This window comes from Mesorhizobium oxytropidicola, assembly GCF_056174625.1.
In genome coordinates this window covers 4,368,313-4,387,710 of the sequence record NZ_CM149692.1, presented here as the reverse complement: position 1 = coordinate 4,387,710, position 19,398 = coordinate 4,368,313, and the positions used below count along the sequence as shown (strand labels likewise).

Here is a 19,398-nt window from a genome sequence, read left to right as displayed (position 1 = left end):
TTTTGGCCGCCGGCTAAACCGTCGGGAAATGGCAGGCCACTTTGCGGCCGGGTCGATACTCCCTCAGCTCCGGCCGCTCGGTGCGGCATCGCTCGACCGCGATCGGGCATCTCGGGTGGAAACGGCAGCCGGATGGCGGCCTGAGCGGGCTCGGCACGTCGCCGGTGAGGATGATGCGCTTGCGCGTCCCGCTGGGCGTCGTCTCGACGACCGGAACCGCCGAGATCAGCGCCTGACTGTAAGGATGGGCTGGCGCTGCGAACACCTCCTCCGCCAGCCCTTCCTCGACGATCGAGCCGAGATACATGACCGCGATGCGGGTCGACACCTGACGCACCACCGACAGGTCATGGGCGATGAAGATGTAGGTGAGATTGAGCTTCTCCTGCAGGTCGGCCAGCAGGTTGACGATCTGCGCCTGCACCGACACGTCGAGCGCCGAGACCGGTTCGTCCAGTACGACGAGATCGGGATTGAGCGCGATCGCCCGCGCAATGCCGACACGCTGGCGCTGGCCGCCGGAGAATTCATGCGGATAGCGCATGACATGGTCGGGCAGCAGTCCGACGAGATCGAACAGTTCGGCGACCCGCGCGGTGATCTCGCGGGACGACAGCTTGCCGTGGATGCGCAACGGCTCGGCCACCAAATCGCCGACGCGCCGGCGCGGATTGAGCGAGGCCGACGGGTCCTGGAACACCATTTGCAGGCGCCGCCGCAGCGGCCTGAGTTCCGACAGCGACTTCGAAGTGATGTCCTCGCCTTCGAACAGCAGCTCACCATCTGTGATCTCGTAGAGCCTGACCAGGCAGCGCGCCAGCGTGGACTTGCCGCATCCGGATTCGCCGACCAGCCCGACCGTCTCGCCGCGCCGCACGGTGAGCGAGACATTGTCGACCGCATGGACGGTTCGCTTGCCTTCGGCGGAGAACCGGGTGCCGATTGAAAAACGCTTTCCCAGCGAACGCGTCTCGAGAATTGGGCTGTCGGTCATCGTTTCGCTCATGCCTGCGCCACCCGGAAGCATGCCACGGCGTGGGTTCCGCCGCCAAGGTCGGGCTTGCCGGTCACGCAGGGCTCGTAATGCACCGGGCAGCGCGGACCGAAGGCGCAGCCTTGTGGCAGGCGCAGCAGCGACGGCGGTGAGCCCGGGATGGCCGGCAGGCGGCGTGGTTTTTCGCCGGTCAGCGGCGGGATCGAACCGAGCAGAGCACGCGTATAGGGATGTTGAGGAGCGGAGAACAGCTCCATGCGGCTGCCGCGCTCCACCACGCGCCCGGCATACATGACCATCACCCGGTCGGCGAGTTCGGAGACAACGCCCATGTCATGGGTGATGAAGACCACCGCCGATTTGTGCGTCGCGCGCAGCTTGCGCACGAGGTCGAGAATGCCGGCCTGCACGGTGACGTCGAGCGCCGTGGTCGGCTCATCCGCCACCAGCAGCGCCGGATTGCAGGACAATGCCATTGCAATCACCGCACGTTGCCGCATGCCGCCCGAAAGCTGGTGCGGATAGCGTGACATCGCCTCGTGCGGATTGGGAAAATTCACCTCGGCCAGCAGTTCTTCGACGCGTTCCATCGCCTTGGCCTTGCTGACATTCTGGTGCGCGCGGATCTGCTCGGCGATCTGCCAGCCGATCGTGTAGACCGGCGTCAGCGCCGTCATCGGATCCTGGAAGATCATCGCGATCTCGTTGCCGCGCAGCCGCCTCAGTTCGCGCGCGGGCAGCCCGACAAGCTCGCGGCCCTTGTAGCGGATCGAGCCCTCTATGCTGGCGTTGGGATCGGTGATGAGGCCCATGACGGCCAGCAGCGACACCGTCTTGCCGGAACCGGATTCGCCGACGACACCGAGGATCTCGCTTTCCTCGAGATCGAAGGAGACGCCGTCGATGGCGCGCACCAGCCCGTCATTGGTGCGGAAGGATACTTTGAGGTCGCGCACCGACAGTATCATGAGGTCCTCAGGCGCGGATCGAGAAGGATGTAGATGAAATCGACAACGGCGTTGGCGATGACCACGAACATCGACGCGTACATCACCGTTGCCATGATCATCGGCAGATCGAGGTTCTGCAGCGCGTCATAGGTCAGCTTGCCGATGCCGTGCAGCCCGAACACCACTTCGGTCAAAAGGGCCGAGCCGCCCACCAGAGCGCCGAAATCCAGGCCGAACAGAGTGACGAACGCAATGAGCGAGGTGCGCAAGGCATGGCGCAGCAGGATGCGGGTCTCCGACAGGCCCTTGGCGCGAGCCGTGCGGATGAAGTCTTCCTGCAGCGATTCGATGATCGCCGCGCGCAACACGCGTCCATAGATGCCGATATAGAGAATGGCCAGCGTGATCCACGGAATGACCAGTGTCAGGAACCAGCCTTTGGGATCGTCGGAGAAATTCTTGTAGCCGAGCGGCGGCACCCAGGAGAACGCCCAGCTGTCGTGATAGCGGCTCTGGGTGATCAGGTTCATCACCTCGCCCAGCCAGTAGACCGGCATGGAAATGCCGAGCAGCCCCAGCGCCATCAGCAGCTTGTCCAGCCAGCTGCCGCGGGTGGCGGCGGCGACGATGCCGATGATGATGGAGACGACCACCCACAGGATCGCCGCCCCGAACACCAGCGAAAGCGTGACGGGAATGGAATCCATCACCGCCGGCACCACCTTCCAGCCTCGATTGACGAAGGAGGTCAGGTCGCCGGTGACGAAGATCTTCTCCATCATCTTCACATATTGCACGTAGAGCGGCCGGTCGAAGCCGAAACTGTGGCGCACCGCTTCCAGCACCTCTGGCGATGCATTGCGGCCGGCGATGCGCGCCGCCGGATCGGCGCCCGGCGTCGCGAAGAAGATCAGGAAGACGATGACCGAGATGCCGAACATGACGAACAGCATCTGACCGAACCGGCGCAGGATGGCGTAAAACATCAGTCGCGCCCCAGCCGGACCTTGGAGCGTGGGTCGAGCGCGTCGCGCAGGCCGTCGCCGAAGACATTGAGCGCCATGACGGAAACCGCGATCGCCAGGCCCGGCACCAACGCCACCAGCGGCCTGGTGTAAAGCAGCGCCTGCCCGTCCTGGATGATGGTGCCCCAGCTGGCGGCCGGCGGCTGCACGCCGATCGACAGGAAGGAAAGTGCGGATTCCGTCAGCATGTTCAGCGCCATCATCAGCGGCACGAAGACGATGAGCGTGGTGGTGATGTTGGGCAGGATATCGCGCCACAGGATGCGCCACCCGGGTACACCTAGGTTAATCGCGGCGAACACGAACTCGCTGTGTCGCAGCGACAGAACCTGCCCGCGTATCGGCCGCGCCACATAGGGCACGTAGACGATGCCGATGATGATGACCGGCAGCCACAGGCTGCCGGACTTGATCTCGATCGGTCCGATCCTGATGCCTTGCGCGATGGTGACGATGGAAAGCGAAATCGCCAGCAGGTAGATCGGAAACGCCCACAGCACGTCCAGCAGGCGCGACAGCACCGTATCGGTGATGCCGCCGAAATAGCCGGCGATCAACCCCGCCGCCGTGCCGATGATCAGGGTGAAGATGGTGGCCGCTCCAGAGATCAGCAGCGAGCTCAGCCCGCCATAGAGCATCCGGGCCATGACATCGCGCCCCTGGCTGTCAGCGCCAAGGAAGTAATTGCCGAGCCGCCAGGTCGGGCCGAGCGGCGTGTAGCCAAGCCCTAGCCCCTCGGTCGATTGTTCCATCACCGGAACGTCGGCGCCGTCGATCTGGATCACAGCGTCGAGCGTCGAGGCGAACGGGTCCACGCCGGCCCATTTCGCGTAGAGAGGCGCACTGAGGCAGGCGAGAACGATGAGGAGGAACACGGCCAGGGATGCCATGGCAGCCCTGTCCGTTGCCAGCTTCGCAAACGCGACGGCCCAGGGCCCTCGCGTCTTGCGCGGCATGGCGACAGCTTGGTTCGACACGGACGTGTCCCTCCGCAGCTCGTTACTGCACCCAGGACTGGGTGATCATCCAGTTGAACTGCCGGTTGAACTTGAAATTGCCAACCCGTTTGCTGACGAAGTCAAGCCGCTTCGGGGTGAAGAGGCCGACGGCCGGTGCCTTGTCCGTGATCTGCCTGTCGATTTCGGCCCACATTTTGTCGGCGGCCTTCTGGTCGGTGACGCCGAGGTCCAGCGCCTTCTGCATCTTGGCGTCGATATCCTTGTCGCAGAAGCCGGCGATGTTGATCGAGGCATCCGAACCCTCACGGAAGAGGCGCAGCTGAACAGGATGTTCAGGAAGTCGGAAGCCGCAGGATAATCCTTGTACCACTGGGTGATCGACATCTGCACTTTGTTGTTGGTGTTCTGGATGTAGGTGAACTGGATGTTGGACGATATCGGCTTGACATCGGCCACATAGCCGATGCTGGTCAGCACGCTCTGCAGATAGACGCCGATGGAGCGTGAGATGGCGGTGTCCTCGGCGATGATGGTCACCTTCTGACCCTTGGTGCCGGATTCCTCGACGAGCTGCTTTGCCTTGTCGAGATCGGGCGCCGACCATTTGGCGCCCGGGTTCTTGGTGAAGGGGCGATCGTCTTCATGGCCCGGGAAGTCCGGCGGCAGGACCTGGCAGACCGGCGAGGCCAGCACCTTGCCGCCAAACAGCTTGACCAGCGTGTTGCGGTCGATCGCATAGGCAACGGCCTGGCGCGCCTTTTCATTGTCGAAAGGTGCCAGACGGTTGTTCAGCGGCGCATACCACCACGCCGAAAGCGGCGAGATGTGCAACTGGTCCATGGACTTGCTGCCAAGTTCGCCCAGACGGTCGCTCGGCAGCGCGTCGAACATCCAGTCGGCCTCGCCGTTCTGGATCGCCGTGACGGCTGCTTCCTCGGACAGGCCGAAATCATATTGTACGACATCCGGGTAACCGTCCGGCTGGGCTTCCTCGCTCCACTGCTTGAAGTTCGGGTTGCGGGAAACCGTCATGCCCTTGTTGGGGTCGAAGGCGGAGATCATGTAGGCGCCGGTGCTGGGGATGGGCTTGGAGCCCATGTCTTCGGCGGGTGTGTCCGCCGGCAGGACCACGGCATGCGGCAAGGCAAGCTTGTAGAGGATTTCGGCGTCCGGCTTGGTGAGATTGAGGGTGATGGTGCCGGCCGCTTCGTCGCCGACGACGCCGCCTTCGAGCGTGCAGCTCTTGGCGTCGGCCAGGCATTTGTCGGCGCCGACAATGCCGGCATAGAAGGTGCCGGAGGTCGGCCCGGAAATCTTGAAGATGCGCTGGAAGGAGGCGACGACGTCCTTCACGCCAAGCTCCTGGCCGTTGGAGAACTTGATGCCCTTGCGCAGCTTGAAGGTGAAGGTCTTGCCGTCATTCGTAACCGCAGGCAGCGCCTCGGCCAGATCGGGGACGATGGTGAAGCCGTCCATGCCCTCGGCCTTGCGGAAGGCTACCAGGCCGTCATAGATCGGCTGATACATCTGCCAGCCCTGGTCGGTGTAGTTGATGTGCGGATCGAGCGTTCCCGCTGCCGAACGGGCCAGCAGCCGGATGGTGCCGCCTCGGTGCTCCTTGAGGTATTCAGCCTGTGCCGGAGCCAGCCACGTACCGGCCAGCAGTGCCGCGGCTGAGGCGGCCAGAAGCAGTTTCTTCATGTCTTAGTTCCCCTTTTCTCAGTTGTCGTTGTCGTCCAGAAAATCTCCCACCACCTGCATGCATGCCTCTTGCTCCTCGACATGCGGCATGTGGCTGGAATGCTCGAATATCTCCCAGCGCGATCCCTTGATGCCGTCCTTGAAGGGCCGCACCGTCGCGGGCGTCGCCTCGTCGTAACGTCCGGAGATGATCAGCGTGGGAACATCGACGGCGGGCAGGCGCTCGACGATGCTCCAGTTCTTCAGCGTTCCGATGACGTGGAACTCGTTCGGCCCGTTCATCACATGATAGACGGTCGGATTGCGTGCGATCTGGGCGAAGGTCTCCGTCACTTCGGGCGGGAAAGGCACGCGGCAGACATGCCGTTCGTAGAACCGCATCGTGGCTTCCTGGTAGGCCGGATCGTCCGTCGTGCCGGCCTGTTCGTGCCGGGTCAGTGTTTCCTGAACATCCCCGGGCAGGTCGGCGCGCAACCGGTTGGCTTCTTCGACCCACAGCTTCATGGAAGCCGGCGAGTTGGCGATTGTCAGCGACTTCAGGCCTTTCGGCTGCGTGACCCCATATTCGGCGCCCAGCATGCCGCCCCAGCTCTGACCGAGCACATGGAAGCCCGCGCGGATGCAGAGATGATCGACCAGGTTTTCAAGCTCGTCGATGAAAAGCCCGGGTGTCCAGAAGTCGGCACCTTTGTCTGGCAGCAGGGTGGAGTTGCCGCAGCCCAACTGGTCGTAATGGATGACGGCGCGGCCCCGTCGGGCGAGAAGCTTGTAGGCATCGACATAATTATGGGCTGCGCCCGGCCCACCATGCAGGATCACCACGGGGGCCTTGTCGGCGTCGAGATCGCCGGAGATGCGATACCAGGTTTCGTAACCGCGAAAGGTGGCCCGCCCTTCCCTGCCAATGATCTCAGACGACATCCCGATTTCCCATTCCGTTTAGACGCATCTCGTTATTGCCCCGAACAGCAGCGCGCCTAGTTCATCCTGGCCCGCACCCACTCTTCCAGCATCTGCACGCCGAAGGCCGTGGCGCCTTGCCTGCCGAGCGGCCGATCGGCGTCGGCCAATTCCTTGCTGGCGATGTCGAGATGCACCCAGGGACGGTCTTCGGTGAAATGGCGAAGGAACGCCGCCGCATAGGGAGCGTCGCCATCTTCCATGTCTTTGGCATGGTGCCGCAGGTCCGCGAAAGGCGATTGCAGCCCCTCGTCATAGGCCCGGTCGAGCGGCAGCCGCCAGAAACGCTCGCCGACCGTTTCGCCGGCCGCGATCATCTGCGTCGCGATGGCATCGTCGGTGCTGAACAGGCCGGCGAATATCGATCCCAGCCCACGCGTCACCGAATAGGTCAGCGTCGCCAGATCGACGATCACCGACGGATTGAAGCGCGTCGCCGCGTAGTGGAGGCAATCGGCCAGAAGCAGGCGTCCTTCCGCGTCGGTGTCGAACACCTCCACGGTCTGGCCCGAGGCGGTCGTGATGATATCGCGCGGCTTGAGCGCTGTGCCGGACGGCATGTTCTCCGCAATGCCAAGCACGCCGATCGCATGCACCGGGCTGCCTTGCCGGGCGAGCGCGATCAGCAGGCCGACGACCGCGGCCGCACCACCCATATCGGCCTTCATGTCGAACATCTGCTCGCCCCGCTTGATGCAGAGGCCGCCCGAATCGAAACACACGCCCTTGCCGACGAAGGCCAGCGGCTGGGAGGGAGCACCTTTGCCGCGATAGCGCAGGACAGCGACGCGTGGTGACCGCACCGAGCCAGCACCAACGGCCAGCAGCGCATTCATGCCGAGTTCCTTGAGCTGCGCGGCATCCAGTATTTCGATGTCGATGCCAGCTTCGCGCAGCGGCTCCAGATGATCGTGGAAATTGTCGGGATGGAGATGGTTCGGCGGCAGGTTGACCAGCGTGCGCGCATATTCGACGCCATCCGCAATGGCATTGATCCGCGCCAGCGCCGGGGTCAGGTCCGCACCGTTTGCTCCGACCAGTTGCACCCGCAAGGTCCGATCCGAGCCCGCACCCTGGCGCCGGTTGCGCATGTCGAAACGATAGCGCCGCAGCCGCATGCCAAGGGCGACGCGCGCCAGGATTTCCGCTCCCGGCAGGTCAACGCCGGCGATCGGGTCGAGGACAAGCGTCGCCGCGCATTCGCATTTGCTTTCCAGATGCGCGGCAAGCAAACCGCCGGCGCGCGCCAGTGACAGCGCGCTGACGGCTTCGGCTTTGCCCAGGGCCAGGACGATCACGCGCCGGGCCGATACGCCCTGGGGGGCGATGAGATCGATGCAGGTGCCGGATTCGGCCAGGGCGGTCGGATCGGAGCAGGCACGCGACAGAATGCCGCCCATTTCAGCGTCCAGTGCCGCTGCCCTGGGGCCAAAGCCTGCCTGGGCAGTTTGCAGGATAACGACGACAGAGGTTTCCGCGGAAATCTCGTCCGCCGTTTCAAAGACCGGCACTGGCGATTGAGGCATAAACTGGCATTCTCCCATTTGCGGGTAACTTCCGGCCTCGGCGCAGCGTGCATCACGCGCAAAGCTTCGCCCGCCAATGGCGGAAACCGGTCTGGCCAGTCTCTGCCGTTGGTGGAATGGTACCGGAGGCCCCGAATAATCATTTTCAGATGGCGACTTGGTCGCTCTTGCCTTTTGGGTATCCCCGAACAGGCCAGGCGATCAAACGCCAATTTTGCCCAAGTCGATTGACAAAAACTCAATCGACAATTCATGATCGGCCAATGGCCCTACCCTCACTCAACGGCATGCGCGCTTTCGAGGCCGCCGCACGTCTTGGCAGCGTCAAAGATGCAGCCGAGGAATTGCACCTGACGCCCTCTGCCATCAGCCGCCACATCCGTGCGCTTGAAAGGAATCTTGGCCAGGATCTGTTCGAGCGGGGCTTTCGCCAGATAACGCCGACCATCCGGGGCTCTTACTATGCGCGCAGCCTCTCCGAAGCGTTCGAGGCCATCTGGCGCGCCACCGACGATGTCAGCCTCGCCGATGGTCCGACCCACAGCAGAACCCAGCGTGTCCGGGTCCTGTGCGTCCCGGCGGTCCTGAACCTTTGGCTGGCGGACCGGTTGCCGAACTTTCGCAAGCTGCATCCAGCCGTGGAGCTGGAGATCTCGACGTCGGGCAAGCGCGCCAACTTCGATTTGGCCATTGTCGACGAATTCGTCTACAAGGCCGGCCCGGCCCTCACGCTTTTGATCCCGCTGGTCCTGACGCCGGTCTGTGCGCCCTCGCTGCTCGAAGGGCCGGTGCCGTTGCGGTCACCCGCCGATCTGGTCAATCACCACCTGATCCATGAATGCGAGTCCATGAGATGGAGGCGTTGGCTGGAACAGGAAGGCGTCTTGGACACGACGCCGAAATCCAGCACGACGCTCGATGACTGCACGCTGATCATGCGCGAGGCGATCAACGGCGCTGGAATAGCACTTGCCGACACGATGATGGCCCAGGATTTTCTGCAGCAAGGCAAACTTGTCGCGCCGTTTGACGCCCGTCACACCTACCCGGCCGGCATTTACCTGCACCAGCGCCGCAGCATCGGCAACAAGCCGGGGACCGGCCTGTTTCAAGATTGGCTGTTGTCCGAAGTCGAGGACCACAAGCAGGTGATGGCTATCGCCTAAAGCAATTCCAGGAAAAGTGTGAGCGGTTTTCCGTCCGGAATTGCGCCAAACAAAGAGCCTCTAAGCATAGTCGCTATGGCCGAAATTCGAATCACCCGACCGGCGGCAATCAGCAGCGGCCCACCATTGCGCGCCCTCGATAATCGCGGTTCGCATTGAATATCTTTAAGGCCAAAGCCGGCAAATGGATCGGTTGCCGGTTCCCCAGCGTCAGGCTTAACCTGCACGGCCATCGCGTGGAGGCGCGTGGCCAATCAAGGGGAGGACATTGCAGTGACCATACAAGGCGCATCGCCTGACCTGTACAACGAGGATCTCGCTCCGGCCAAGGTTCGAAACTGGGGACCGTTCTCGATCTTCAACGTCTGGACATCGGACGTCCACAGCCTGTGGGGCTACTATCTCGCCGCCAGCCTGTTCCTGTTCTGCGGCGGCTTCGTCAACTTCATCATCGCCATCGGCATCGGCTCGCTGATCATCTACGCGCTGATGAATATGGTCGGCTATGCCGGCGTGAAAACCGGCGTGCCCTACCCCGTGCTCGCCCGCGCCTCCTTCGGTATCTGGGGCGCCAACATACCGGCACTCGTGCGCGCCATCGTCGCCTGCTTCTGGTACGGCGCGCAAACGGCCGCCGCATCGGGCGCCATCGTGGCATTGCTCACTCGCCTGCAATGGTTCGACGAGTTCAACAAGACCTCGCATCTTCTCGGCCATTCCACCCTGGAAGTAATCTGCTTCGTCATCATCTGGGCGCTGCAGCTGCTGATCATCCAGAAAGGCATGGAAACAGTGCGCCGCTTCCAGGACTGGGCGGGGCCTGCCGTCTGGGTGATGATGCTGCTCCTGGCCATCTATCTCTGCGTCAAATCGGGGAGCTTCGCCTTTACCAGCGACATTCCGATGGATGTGCTGCGCGAAAAGACCGCCGATGCCGGCATTCCGGGCGATCCCGGCTCGTGGACGGCGCTCTTCGGCGTCGCGGCGATCTGGGTGACCTATTTCTCGGCGCTCTATCTCAATTTTTGCGACTTCGCCCGCTACGCGCCGGACAAGGCGGCGCTGCGCAAGGGCAACATCTGGGGCCTGCCGGTCAACCTCATCCTGTTCTCGCTGGTCGCCGGCGTCACCACCATTGCCGCCTATGACGTCTATCACGAAGTGCTGCTGCATCCCGACCAGATCTCGGCCAAGTTCGACAGCTGGTTCTTGGCGGCGCTCGCCGCCCTGACCTTCGCGGTTGCGACGCTCGGCATCAACGTCGTCGCCAACTTCGTCTCGCCGGCCTTCGACTTCTCCAACGTCTTTCCGCGTCAGATCGACTTCAAAAAGGGTGGCTATATCGCGGCGCTGATCGCACTTGTGCTCTATCCCTTCGCGCCGTGGGAAGGCAGTGCCGCGCATTTCGTCGGCATCATCGGCGCGACGATGGGGCCGATCTTCGGCGTCATGATGGTCGACTACTATCTGATCCGCAAAGGCGAGGTCGACGTCGAGGCGCTGTATCGCGAAAACGGCGAGTTCCGCTTCCAGGGCGGCTGGCACGTCAATGCTTTCATCGCCGCCGGCATCGGTGCTGTGTTCTCGTCGATCCTGCCGAACTTCACCAACTGGCTGCCGTCCTGGTGGGGTGTCTATGGCTGGTTCTTCGGCGTCGCCATCGCCGGCATCATCTACTACGTGCTGCGCACCGCCGCCGTGGGTGCGGGCGCCAAGACGGCAAAGGCCTAAAGCACTTTTCCCTTCTCCCCTTGTGGGAGAAGGTGGATCGGCGCGCAGCGCCGAGACGGTTGAGGGGCGCGTGACGGATCACCGTCATTGCCAAGCTGGAGCACCCCTCATCCGTCGCCTTCGGCGACACCTTCTCCCACAAGGGGAGAAGGGAAGACGCTATCCGCCTACCATCTCAGCCAGCTTGCGCACGGTGTTCCAGTTGCGCGACGTGCCGATGCCGAGGCGTTTGTGGTTCATTGCCGCGAGCAGCCGTGACGTTGGCCTCTCGCGTGAAAAGACGACCCAGATGTCGCCGGCACAAGGCACCACCTTCTCGTCCTCGGCGGCATAGGCTTGCAGCGCCGCGACGCCCTCCACGGGCGCGGGTTTGCGCATCACCCGCACAGCCACCTGGTCGCCTGCTTCGGCTGAATCGGCCGGAAACGGATTGCCGGCGGCAAGTTTCAGCCATTCGTCGGCAGTGCGCACGATGATGTCTACATGGCGGCCGAAGGTTTTTTCGAAGGCCGTTTCCAGTCGCTGTTCGAGCTTGCCGATATCGGTCGCCCGTGCTTCGAAGACCAGATTGCCGGTTGCCACCAGCGTGCGCGGGTTCTTCAGGCCAAGGCCTTCCGCCATCGTTTTGAGGTCCGACATGACGACCCGGCGCCCCTCACCCAGGATGATGCTGTAGAGGAGCGCGACATAGGTCTGCATGGAGGTGAGGCTCCGCCCGGCGGGTGCCTAGACCAGGCGCGACTGCTCCACCGCCGCCTCGATGAAGCTGGCGAACAGCGGATGCGGCTCGAGCGGCCGGCTCTTCAGCTCGGGATGATACTGCACGCCGATGAACCAGGGGTGGTCGGGATATTCGACCGTTTCCGGCAGCACGCCGTCGGGCGACATGCCGGCGAACACCAGGCCGCAATCCTCGAGCCGTTCCTTGTAGTCGATATTGACCTCGTAGCGGTGGCGATGGCGCTCGGAAATCTGCGTGTCGCCATAGATGTCTGCGATCTTCGACCCCTTGGCGAGGTCGGCCTGATAGGCGCCAAGCCGCATCGTGCCACCGAGATCGCCGGTCTCGCGGCGCTTCTCCAGCATGTTGCCCTTCAGCCATTCGGTCATCAGGCCGACGACGGGCTCGTTGGTCGGACCGAACTCGGTCGAAGACGCGTGCTCGACGCCCGCCAGCGACCGCGCAGCCTCGATACAGGCCATCTGCATGCCGAAGCAGATGCCGAAATACGGCACCTTGCGTTCGCGCGCGAACTTCGCCGCCAGGATCTTGCCTTCGGAACCGCGCTCGCCAAAGCCGCCGGGAACCAGGATGCCATGCACCTTTTCCAGCCACGGCGTCGGATCCTCCTTTTCGAAGATCTCCGATTCGATCCAGTCGAGCTTGACCTTGACGTGGTTGGCCAGCCCGCCATGCGAGAGCGCCTCGATCAGCGATTTGTAGGCATCCTTGAGGCCGGTATATTTGCCGACGATGGCGATGGTCACCTCGCCTTCCGGATTGTGGATGCGATCGGAGACCTTCTGCCAGGGCTCCATGCGCGGCTTCGGCGCCGGGTCGATGCCGAAGGCGGCCAGCACTTCCGAATCGAGCCCTTCCTTGTGGTAGGCCATCGGCACGTCGTAGATGTGCGGCACGTCGAGCGCCTGGATGACGGCGCTTTCCCTGACATTGCAGAACAGCGAAAGCTTTCTGCGCTCTTCCTTGGGAATGGCGCGGTCTGCACGGACCAGCAGGATGTCGGGCGCGATGCCGATGCCGCGCAGTTCCTTGACCGAATGCTGAGTCGGTTTGGTCTTCAGTTCGCCCGCCGTCGGGATGTAGGGCATCAAGGTCAGATGCACATAGACGGCGTTGTTGCGCGGCAGATCGTTGCCGAGCTGGCGGATCGCCTCGAGGAACGGCATCGCCTCGATGTCGCCGACCGTGCCGCCGATCTCGCACAGCACGAAATCATAGTCGTCATTGCCGTTGAGGACGAAATTCTTGATCTCGTCGGTGACGTGCGGAATGACCTGCACCGTGGCGCCGAGATAGTCGCCGCGCCGCTCGCGCTCGATGATGTTCTTGTAGATGCGGCCGGTGGTGATGTTGTCCTGCTGATTGGCCGAGCGGCCGGTGAAGCGCTCGTAATGGCCAAGATCGAGATCGGTCTCGGCACCATCATCGGTGACGAACACCTCGCCATGCTGGTACGGCGACATCGTGCCGGGATCGACATTGAGGTAAGGGTCGAGTTTTTTGATGCGTGCGCGATAGCCTCGCGCCTGCAAGAGAGCCCCAAGGGCCGCTGCAGCAATGCCTTTTCCAAGTGAGGAAACCACGCCGCCTGTGATGAATACATATCGCGCCATGGGAGTCATCGCTTAACGCGGCCGGATTGATTCCGCCAGAGAAAAAACCACCGCGAAGGCTTTTTCCAAGAAGGCGTCGGACCATGGTCCCGAAGAGTGGAACCCGGTGTTCTCGGACAAGAGGTTCCCGTTTGTCCAGGGATCACGACCGAACAGGCTTGGTCGTGATCGAGGCAAAACAAAAGGGCCGGCTGAGCCGGCCCTTTGGCAGGATGGTGGAAACGTCAGATGATGACGACTTTGGTGCCGACTTTGACGCGGCTGTAGAGGTCCATGACGTGCTCGTTGATCATGCGGAAGCAGCCATTGGAGGCGCTGGTTCCGATCGACTGCGGCGCGATGGTGCCGTGAATGCGCAGATGCGTGTCCTTCTTGCCGTCATAGAGGTAGATGGCGCGGGCGCCGAGCGGGTTCTGGCCGCCTCCGGGCATGCCGTCCTTGTACTGGCCGTAATGCTTGGGCTCGCGCTTTTGCATGTCGAGCGTCGGGATCCAGCGCGGCCATTCCTGCTTGTCGCCGACCGCGACCGTGCCCTTGAACTGCAGGCCTTCACGACCGACCGCGATCGCGTAGCGACGCGCGGTCGAAAACGATTCGACGAGATAGAGCCGGCGCGCGCTGGTGTCGATGACGATGGTGCCCGGCTCATAGCCGGTGAACTCCACGTCCTGCGGCACAAACTCAGGCTTCACCTTGAACGGCTTCTTGGAGTCCTTCTTGGCGAGAGCCTGGTCGAGAGCCCGCGTCTCGGGCAGATAGCTGATCGACGACCGGGACGAGGTACCACCGAACAGGCCGGCGAACAGACCGCCGCTTGGCTGATTCTGGCCGACGACCTCGCTACGCAGTTCGCCATTGTTGCCGGTCAAGGCGACATTCATCGCTTCGGCCGGAAGCGGCTCGGCCGACTGGATTGGTGTGATCGGTTCAATCGGCTCGATGACCTTGGTGGTCTTTTTCTTGGCCGGCTTGGCGTCAGCCACTTCGGTTGTTGCAGAAGCGCTCTGGCTCTTCTTGGCCAGGAAGGCCTGCCGTTCCGCTTCGGCCTTGGCCTTGGCCGCTTCACGCATCGCCAGCTTCCTGGCTTCGAGTGCCTTGGCTTTGGCGTCTTCCTTGTCGGCGACGATCTTGGCCTCGATCTTCTTGATCTGGGCGAGATCGTCCGGTGTCGGGTTTTTCTTCTTCTTGAGAAGCTTCAACTGCGTCGCATCGCTCTTGACTGCGGCGACGGTGATGGCGTCGGTTTTTTCTAACGAAACCGACTGTTGCGCGGCCATGTTTGCCGGCATTCCGGCGAAGGCCGGGGAATTCAGGCCGAATACGGCGCAAAGTCCCAGGAAAATGAAGCTGCGAAGCTGCATGGCGAAGATCCGATCGTTCAATGCTTGTTGCCCACGGCGTCGCCCGGCGTCCCCCAAGGACGCCGAAAATGCCGCGTGCAATCTATAGTCGAATAAGCGCGGGTGCCTCAAGCGCGAGACCCCGCCGCTGCCCGTCGAATCTTCGTGAACGCGCAGCATTTGCCGCGACTGTGTTCAAACGATCACAGGTCGCGGTTTGGACCAGATGGAGCTTACTGGTTCGGGACCTGCGGTGCCGCCGGCGCCGTGTTGGTGGCGCCGTTGCTTGCCGGCGGCGTCGAACCAGAGGCCGGCGCGGTGGCCGGAGCTGCCGGTGCAGGCGTCGTCGCGGCGCCATTGCCCGACGGCGGCGTCGGAGTCGTGCTGCCGGCGGGCGCCGGGGTCGTCGTGCCCGGCAATTGGTTGAGCACGCCCTTGCCGGCGCCGTCCGACGTCGCGGGAACGCGGTCGAGAATGTCGATCGGCTTCTCGCCATAGCGGGCAATGATCGACAAGGTCAGCGACGTCACAAAGAAAGCCGCCGCCAGGATCGCCGTCGCCCGGGTCAGCGCATTGGCGGCGCCACGCGCCGTCATGAAGCCCGATCCGCCACCAATGCCAAGCCCGCCGCCTTCGGAGCGTTGCAGCAGCACCACGCCGACGAGGGCGAGCACGACCATGAGATGGATGACGATCAGTACGGTTTGCATAGTTTATCCTGGCAAGGCCTTGCCCGGCCGCGGACACGACCGGTGAATTGGAGGCGGCTCAATACAATGCTTTCACGGCATTTCCAAGCCCGTGGCCGGAATATGGGAAGCAACGCGCCCTTTGCAACGAATTTGGACGGATCCGACCCGTCCATCGTCGTGAATGTCAGCCTGAAATGCTGCGATAGGCTTCGGCGATACCCAGGAAATCAGCCGCTTTCAGGCTAGCGCCGCCCACCAGCGCGCCATCGACATTCCTGACGCCCAGCAGCTCTACTGCGTTGGACGGCTTAACCGAGCCACCATAGAGAATGCGCACTTTGGCAGCGATGGCGCCGAGCTTTTCCGCCAGCTTTTCGCGGATATGCGCATGCGCTTCGGCTACATCGGCCGCGGTCGGCGTCAGGCCGGTGCCGATCGCCCATACCGGCTCATAGGCAATGATGGTGTTGGATGGCGTAGCACTCGGCGGCACCGAACCGTCGACCTGGCGCGCCAGCACGTCGAGTGTGGCGCCGGCCTCGCGCTGCTGCTGCGTCTCGCCGATACAGACGATGGCCACAAGCCCGGCGCGCCACGCGGCGGAGGCCTTGGCCTGGACCGTCGCATCGTCTTCGCCGCGTTGTTCGCGGCATTCGGAATGGCCGACAATGACATGGCTCGCGCCGGCGTCCTTCAGCATCTCGGCCGAGATGCAGCCGGTGTAGGCGCCGCTTTCCTTGGTGTGGCAGTCCTCGCCGCCTGCATGGACCGGCGTGCGCGACAGAATCTCCGCCGCATGCGAAAGCAGCGTCGCGGGAACGCAGACCAGTGCCTCGGTCTCCGCGTCAAGCCCGCTCATGAACCCGTTGCCGATCATCCTGAGCTCGTTCAGCGAGGCGCTGGTGCCGTTCATTTTCCAGTTGCCGGCGACAAGCGGGCGAATTCCTGGCGTCATGGTCTGCTTCTCCGGGCAATATCAAGCTCTGGCCCTCACTACCAAAATCAGGCCACAAAGCAATCGACAGTGGACCGGAAGGGCGCTATTGCGCTTGTTTCAAACTCGGCGCATGCGAAAATGCGCATAAATCGGAAGTAACGATGCTTGGTATATTGAGAAGCGCGGCGGGTACCTGGGTCGCGAAGACATTGCTTTCGCTGCTGGTGGTCAGTTTTGCCGCCTGGGGCATCTCCGGGAAGCTGATGGGCGGCTTTGCCGGCCACGATTCGGTGATAACGGCAGGCGGCACCAAGGTATCGATCAACGAATATCGCCTTGCGTATGATCGCCAGCTCGCCGTCATGTCGCAGCAGTTCGGTCAGCGCCTCACCCACGAACAGGCAAAGGCGCTCGGCATCGACAACCAGGTGCTGGCACAGCTTGTTTCCGGCGCCGTTCTCGATGAACAGGCGCGCAAGCTGGGGCTCGGCTTCTCCAAGGATCGCCTGGCCGAACTAACGCGCGAGGAGCCCGCCTTCCAGGGCCCGGGCGGCCAATTCGACCGCAGAGTGTTCGAATCGCGGCTTCGCGACCTCGGCATGCGGCCGGAGGACTACCTGAAGAACCGCGCCCAGGTGGCGGTGCGCCAGCAGATCGTCGAGGCGGTCTCTGACGGGCTCGAGGCGCCGGACACTTTCTTCAAGGCGCTGGCGCTCTATCGCGGTGAGGACCGCACCATCGACTATCTGGCCTTGCCAAAGACGCTCGTCGAGCCGATCGAGGCACCGAGCGACAGCGTGCTTCAGGCCTATTTCGAGGCCAACAAGAAAACCTACGCCGCCCCCGAATACCGCAAATTCTCCTATGTCCGCCTCGAGCCGGTGGACATCATGGATCCGACCGCCGTCACCGACCAGCAGGTCAACGACGACTACAACAAGAACAAGGCGCGCTACACCACGCCCGAAATGCGCACCATCGAGCAGCTTGTGTTCAAGACGCCGGATGCGGCCAAGGCAGCGTTCGATTCACTCAAGGCCGGAGCCACCTTCGAAAAGCTCGTTACCGCCGAAGGCAAGACCCCCGCCGACACGCTGCTTGGCACACTCGCCAAGGACAAGATCGCCGACAAGGCGGTTGCCGATGCCGCTTTCGCGCTCAACGCCAATGAAGTCAGCCAGGTCGTTCAGGGCGCCTTCGGTCCGGTGCTGCTGCGCGTCACCGAGATCAAGCCCGAGGTGGTGAAGCCGCTCGCCGAAGTCTCCGACCAGATCCGCAAGGACCTGGCGCTGGGTGAGGCTAGCCGCATCTTGCTGGACGTGCACGACAATTACGAAGACACCCGGGCTTCCGGCAGTTCGCTGGCCGATGCGGCCGCCAAGCTGAAGCTGAAGGACATCACCATCGACGCCATCGACCGCAGTGGCCTCCGGCCGGACGGCTCCATCGTCAAGGACCTGCCGGAATCGCCGGAACTGATCAAGGCGGTCTTCGACGCCGAACCCAACACCGAAAACGAAGCACTGACCACGGCCGACAACGGCTTCATCTTCTACGAAGTTGCTTCGATCACGCCGGCTCGCGACCGCACGCTGGACGAGGTCCGCAAGAAAGCTGTCGCCGACTGGACGGCGGCGGAGACCACCAAGCGGCTCGCCGCCAAGGCGGGCGAGCTCGACAAGCGGCTCAAGGCCGGCGCCACGCTCGACGTCATCGCCGGTGATCTCAAGCTGGAGAAGCAGACCAAGCGCGGCCTGAAGCGCGAAGCCGACGATGCCGATTTCGGCAAGGAGGGCGCTGCCGTTATGTTCGGCGTCGGCGAAGGCGGCACCGGGTTGATCCCCTCGCCCACCGGTGACGGACAGATCCTGTTCAAGGTCGCCGAAGTGTTCGAGCCCGCCGGGGCCGATGCCAGTTCGGTGCCGGAGGATGCACAGAAATCCTTCACCTCCGGCATGTCGGACGATCTGCTCGACCAATTGGTGGCGCAGTTGCAGACGCAGTACGACGTCCGCATCGACCAGGCCGCCGTCGCCCAAGCCGCGACAAGATGAGCGCGCTGAAAACCCATATCGCCAAGGTGGCGGCCGGCACCGCGCTTTCCTTCGAGGAAGCGCGCGAGGCCTTCGACATCATCATGTCCGGCGACGCGACCCCTGGGCAGATCGGCGGCTTCCTGATGGCGTTGCGCGTACGCGGCGAGACGGTGAGCGAGATTTCCGGCGCTGTCGCCACGATGCGGGCCAAGATGCTCCGCGTCGAGGCGCCCGCGGGTGCTATCGATATCGTCGGCACGGGCGGCGACAATTCCCATAGCGTCAACATTTCGACGGGGTCGGCCTTCGTCATCGCCGCCGCCGGTGTGCCGGTCGCCAAGCACGGCAATCGCGGCCTGTCCTCGCTGACCGGTGCCGCCGATGTGCTGATCGCGCTCGGCGTCAAGATCGATCTCTCGCCCGAGTTCATCGGCCGTTGCATCCATGAGGCGGGCGTCGGCTTCATGTTCGCGCCCGCGCATCACCCGGCGATGAAGCATGTCGGCCCGACCCGCGTCGAGCTCGGCACCCGCACCATCTTCAACCTGCTCGGCCCCCTCTCCAATCCGGCTGGGGTAAAGCGGCAGATGGTCGGCGTGTTCCTGCCAGAATGGATCATGCCGGTTGCCGAGACGCTGAAGGCGCTGGGCACTGAGCATGCCTGGGTCGCCCATGGTGACGGCTATGACGAGATCACCACCACCGGCGAGACCCATGTCGCCGAACTGGTCGGCGGTGAGATCCGCAGCTTCACGCTGACCCCGGAAGAATTTGGGCTGAAGCGCCACACCAAGGACGAGCTGCGCGGCGGCGACGCCGCCTACAATGCCAAGGCATTGCGCGATATGCTGGGCGGGGCTGCCGGTGCCTATCGCGACACCGTGCTGATGAATGCCGGCGCCGGACTGGTGATCGCGGGCAAGGCAACGACGCTTGGCGACGGCATCGCGCTCGCCGCGCAAGCCATCGACAGTGGCCGCGCGCTGCAGGTGCTCGACCGCCTGGTCGAAATTTCGAACGGGTGAA

Annotated in this window: 16 protein-coding genes; 4 read left to right on the top strand and 12 right to left on the bottom strand. The window is 63.2% G+C overall.

Annotation, left to right across the window (positions count from 1 at the left end; translation table 11 throughout):
• Nucleotides 1–13: 13 nt before the first annotated feature.
• The 7 genes from AC0V8S_RS21825 to AC0V8S_RS21795 are packed head-to-tail and all read right to left on the bottom strand — an operon-like array spanning nucleotide 14 to nucleotide 8,115.
• Entirely contained in the window at nucleotides 14–994 is a 981-nt protein-coding gene (locus AC0V8S_RS21825) for an ABC transporter ATP-binding protein (protein WP_475433285.1), read from the bottom strand.
• Nucleotides 995–1,002: 8 nt separating this feature from the next.
• Nucleotides 1,003–1,962, bottom strand: a complete 960-nt coding sequence (locus tag AC0V8S_RS21820) for an ABC transporter ATP-binding protein (RefSeq protein ID WP_475433283.1) — start codon at nucleotides 1,960–1,962, stop codon at nucleotides 1,003–1,005.
• Nucleotides 1,959–2,930 carry an ABC transporter permease gene (locus AC0V8S_RS21815; protein WP_475433281.1) on the bottom strand — a complete coding sequence of 324 codons (972 nt, stop codon included), beginning with the start codon at nucleotides 2,928–2,930 and terminating at the stop codon, nucleotides 1,959–1,961. The genes AC0V8S_RS21820 and AC0V8S_RS21815 overlap by 4 nt, the downstream gene beginning before the upstream one ends.
• Nucleotides 2,930–3,946, bottom strand: coding sequence for an ABC transporter permease (locus AC0V8S_RS21810; RefSeq protein WP_475433279.1), 1,017 nt, complete (start codon nucleotides 3,944–3,946; stop codon nucleotides 2,930–2,932). The genes AC0V8S_RS21815 and AC0V8S_RS21810 overlap by 1 nt, the downstream gene beginning before the upstream one ends.
• A 45-nt stretch (nucleotides 3,947–3,991) precedes the next feature.
• A complete protein-coding gene (locus tag AC0V8S_RS21805; RefSeq protein WP_475433278.1) occupies nucleotides 3,992–5,629 on the bottom strand; it encodes an ABC transporter substrate-binding protein in 1,638 nt (545 codons plus the stop codon).
• Between the two features lie 18 nt (nucleotides 5,630–5,647).
• Nucleotides 5,648–6,550: a proline iminopeptidase-family hydrolase gene (locus AC0V8S_RS21800; RefSeq protein ID WP_183459776.1), complete on the bottom strand. Its 903-nt coding sequence runs from the start codon at nucleotides 6,548–6,550 to the stop codon at nucleotides 5,648–5,650.
• Between the two features lie 56 nt (nucleotides 6,551–6,606).
• Nucleotides 6,607–8,115, bottom strand: a complete 1,509-nt coding sequence (locus tag AC0V8S_RS21795; protein WP_475433276.1) for a leucyl aminopeptidase — start codon at nucleotides 8,113–8,115, stop codon at nucleotides 6,607–6,609.
• Nucleotides 8,116–8,231: 116 nt separating this feature from the next.
• Between AC0V8S_RS21795 and AC0V8S_RS21790 the strand changes: the two genes are divergently transcribed.
• Both AC0V8S_RS21790 and AC0V8S_RS21785 read left to right on the top strand, forming a co-directional pair.
• Nucleotides 8,232–9,281, top strand: a complete 1,050-nt coding sequence (locus AC0V8S_RS21790; RefSeq protein WP_475433274.1) for a LysR substrate-binding domain-containing protein — start codon at nucleotides 8,232–8,234, stop codon at nucleotides 9,279–9,281.
• A gap of 273 nt (nucleotides 9,282–9,554) precedes the next feature.
• Nucleotides 9,555–11,012, top strand: a complete 1,458-nt coding sequence (locus tag AC0V8S_RS21785; RefSeq protein ID WP_475433273.1) for an NCS1 family nucleobase:cation symporter-1 — start codon at nucleotides 9,555–9,557, stop codon at nucleotides 11,010–11,012.
• Nucleotides 11,013–11,171: 159 nt separating this feature from the next.
• Here the strand turns inward: AC0V8S_RS21785 and AC0V8S_RS21780 are convergent, their stop codons facing one another.
• From AC0V8S_RS21780 to tpiA, 5 genes are all read right to left on the bottom strand, one after another.
• A complete protein-coding gene (locus tag AC0V8S_RS21780) occupies nucleotides 11,172–11,711 on the bottom strand; it encodes a DUF1697 domain-containing protein (RefSeq protein ID WP_475433271.1) in 540 nt (179 codons plus the stop codon).
• Between the two features lie 27 nt (nucleotides 11,712–11,738).
• On the bottom strand, nucleotides 11,739–13,376 hold the full coding sequence (locus AC0V8S_RS21775) for a CTP synthase (protein WP_095200178.1): 1,638 nt from the start codon (nucleotides 13,374–13,376) through the stop codon (nucleotides 11,739–11,741).
• A gap of 215 nt (nucleotides 13,377–13,591) precedes the next feature.
• A complete protein-coding gene (locus tag AC0V8S_RS21770) occupies nucleotides 13,592–14,728 on the bottom strand; it encodes a L,D-transpeptidase (RefSeq protein ID WP_183465301.1) in 1,137 nt (378 codons plus the stop codon).
• A gap of 212 nt (nucleotides 14,729–14,940) precedes the next feature.
• Entirely contained in the window at nucleotides 14,941–15,417 is a 477-nt protein-coding gene (gene secG, locus AC0V8S_RS21765; protein WP_183459781.1) for a preprotein translocase subunit SecG, read from the bottom strand.
• 166 nt (nucleotides 15,418–15,583) lie between these two features.
• A complete protein-coding gene (tpiA, locus tag AC0V8S_RS21760) occupies nucleotides 15,584–16,354 on the bottom strand; it encodes a triose-phosphate isomerase (RefSeq protein WP_475433268.1) in 771 nt (256 codons plus the stop codon).
• Nucleotides 16,355–16,497: 143 nt separating this feature from the next.
• Between tpiA and AC0V8S_RS21755 the strand changes: the two genes are divergently transcribed.
• Nucleotides 16,498–18,390: a SurA N-terminal domain-containing protein gene (locus AC0V8S_RS21755; RefSeq protein ID WP_475433266.1), complete on the top strand. Its 1,893-nt coding sequence runs from the start codon at nucleotides 16,498–16,500 to the stop codon at nucleotides 18,388–18,390.
• A complete protein-coding gene (gene trpD, locus AC0V8S_RS21750; protein WP_096446217.1) occupies nucleotides 18,387–19,397 on the top strand; it encodes an anthranilate phosphoribosyltransferase in 1,011 nt (336 codons plus the stop codon). Before AC0V8S_RS21755 ends, trpD begins: the two co-directional genes overlap by 4 nt.
• Nucleotide 19,398: the final 1 nt, after the last annotated feature.

Excerpts from the sequence above, each read along its gene's own strand:
- AC0V8S_RS21825 (WP_475433285.1), bottom strand. The coding sequence starts at position 994 with ATGACCGACAGCCCAATTCTCGAGACGCGTTCGCTGGGAAAGCGTTTT.
- AC0V8S_RS21820 (WP_475433283.1), bottom strand. The coding sequence starts at position 1,962 with ATGATACTGTCGGTGCGCGACCTCAAAGTATCCTTCCGCACCAATGAC.
- AC0V8S_RS21815 (WP_475433281.1), bottom strand. The coding sequence starts at position 2,930 with ATGTTTTACGCCATCCTGCGCCGGTTCGGTCAGATGCTGTTCGTCATG.
- AC0V8S_RS21805 (WP_475433278.1), bottom strand. The coding sequence starts at position 5,629 with ATGAAGAAACTGCTTCTGGCCGCCTCAGCCGCGGCACTGCTGGCCGGT.
- AC0V8S_RS21800 (WP_183459776.1), bottom strand. The coding sequence starts at position 6,550 with ATGTCGTCTGAGATCATTGGCAGGGAAGGGCGGGCCACCTTTCGCGGT.
- AC0V8S_RS21795 (WP_475433276.1), bottom strand. The coding sequence starts at position 8,115 with ATGCCTCAATCGCCAGTGCCGGTCTTTGAAACGGCGGACGAGATTTCC.
- AC0V8S_RS21790 (WP_475433274.1), top strand. The coding sequence starts at position 8,232 with ATGGTACCGGAGGCCCCGAATAATCATTTTCAGATGGCGACTTGGTCG.
- AC0V8S_RS21780 (WP_475433271.1), bottom strand. The coding sequence starts at position 11,711 with ATGCAGACCTATGTCGCGCTCCTCTACAGCATCATCCTGGGTGAGGGG.
- AC0V8S_RS21775 (WP_095200178.1), bottom strand. The coding sequence starts at position 13,376 with ATGACTCCCATGGCGCGATATGTATTCATCACAGGCGGCGTGGTTTCC.
- AC0V8S_RS21770 (WP_183465301.1), bottom strand. The coding sequence starts at position 14,728 with ATGCAGCTTCGCAGCTTCATTTTCCTGGGACTTTGCGCCGTATTCGGC.
- secG (WP_183459781.1), bottom strand. The coding sequence starts at position 15,417 with ATGCAAACCGTACTGATCGTCATCCATCTCATGGTCGTGCTCGCCCTC.
- tpiA (WP_475433268.1), bottom strand. The coding sequence starts at position 16,354 with ATGACGCCAGGAATTCGCCCGCTTGTCGCCGGCAACTGGAAAATGAAC.
- AC0V8S_RS21755 (WP_475433266.1), top strand. The coding sequence starts at position 16,498 with ATGCTTGGTATATTGAGAAGCGCGGCGGGTACCTGGGTCGCGAAGACA.
- trpD (WP_096446217.1), top strand. The coding sequence starts at position 18,387 with ATGAGCGCGCTGAAAACCCATATCGCCAAGGTGGCGGCCGGCACCGCG.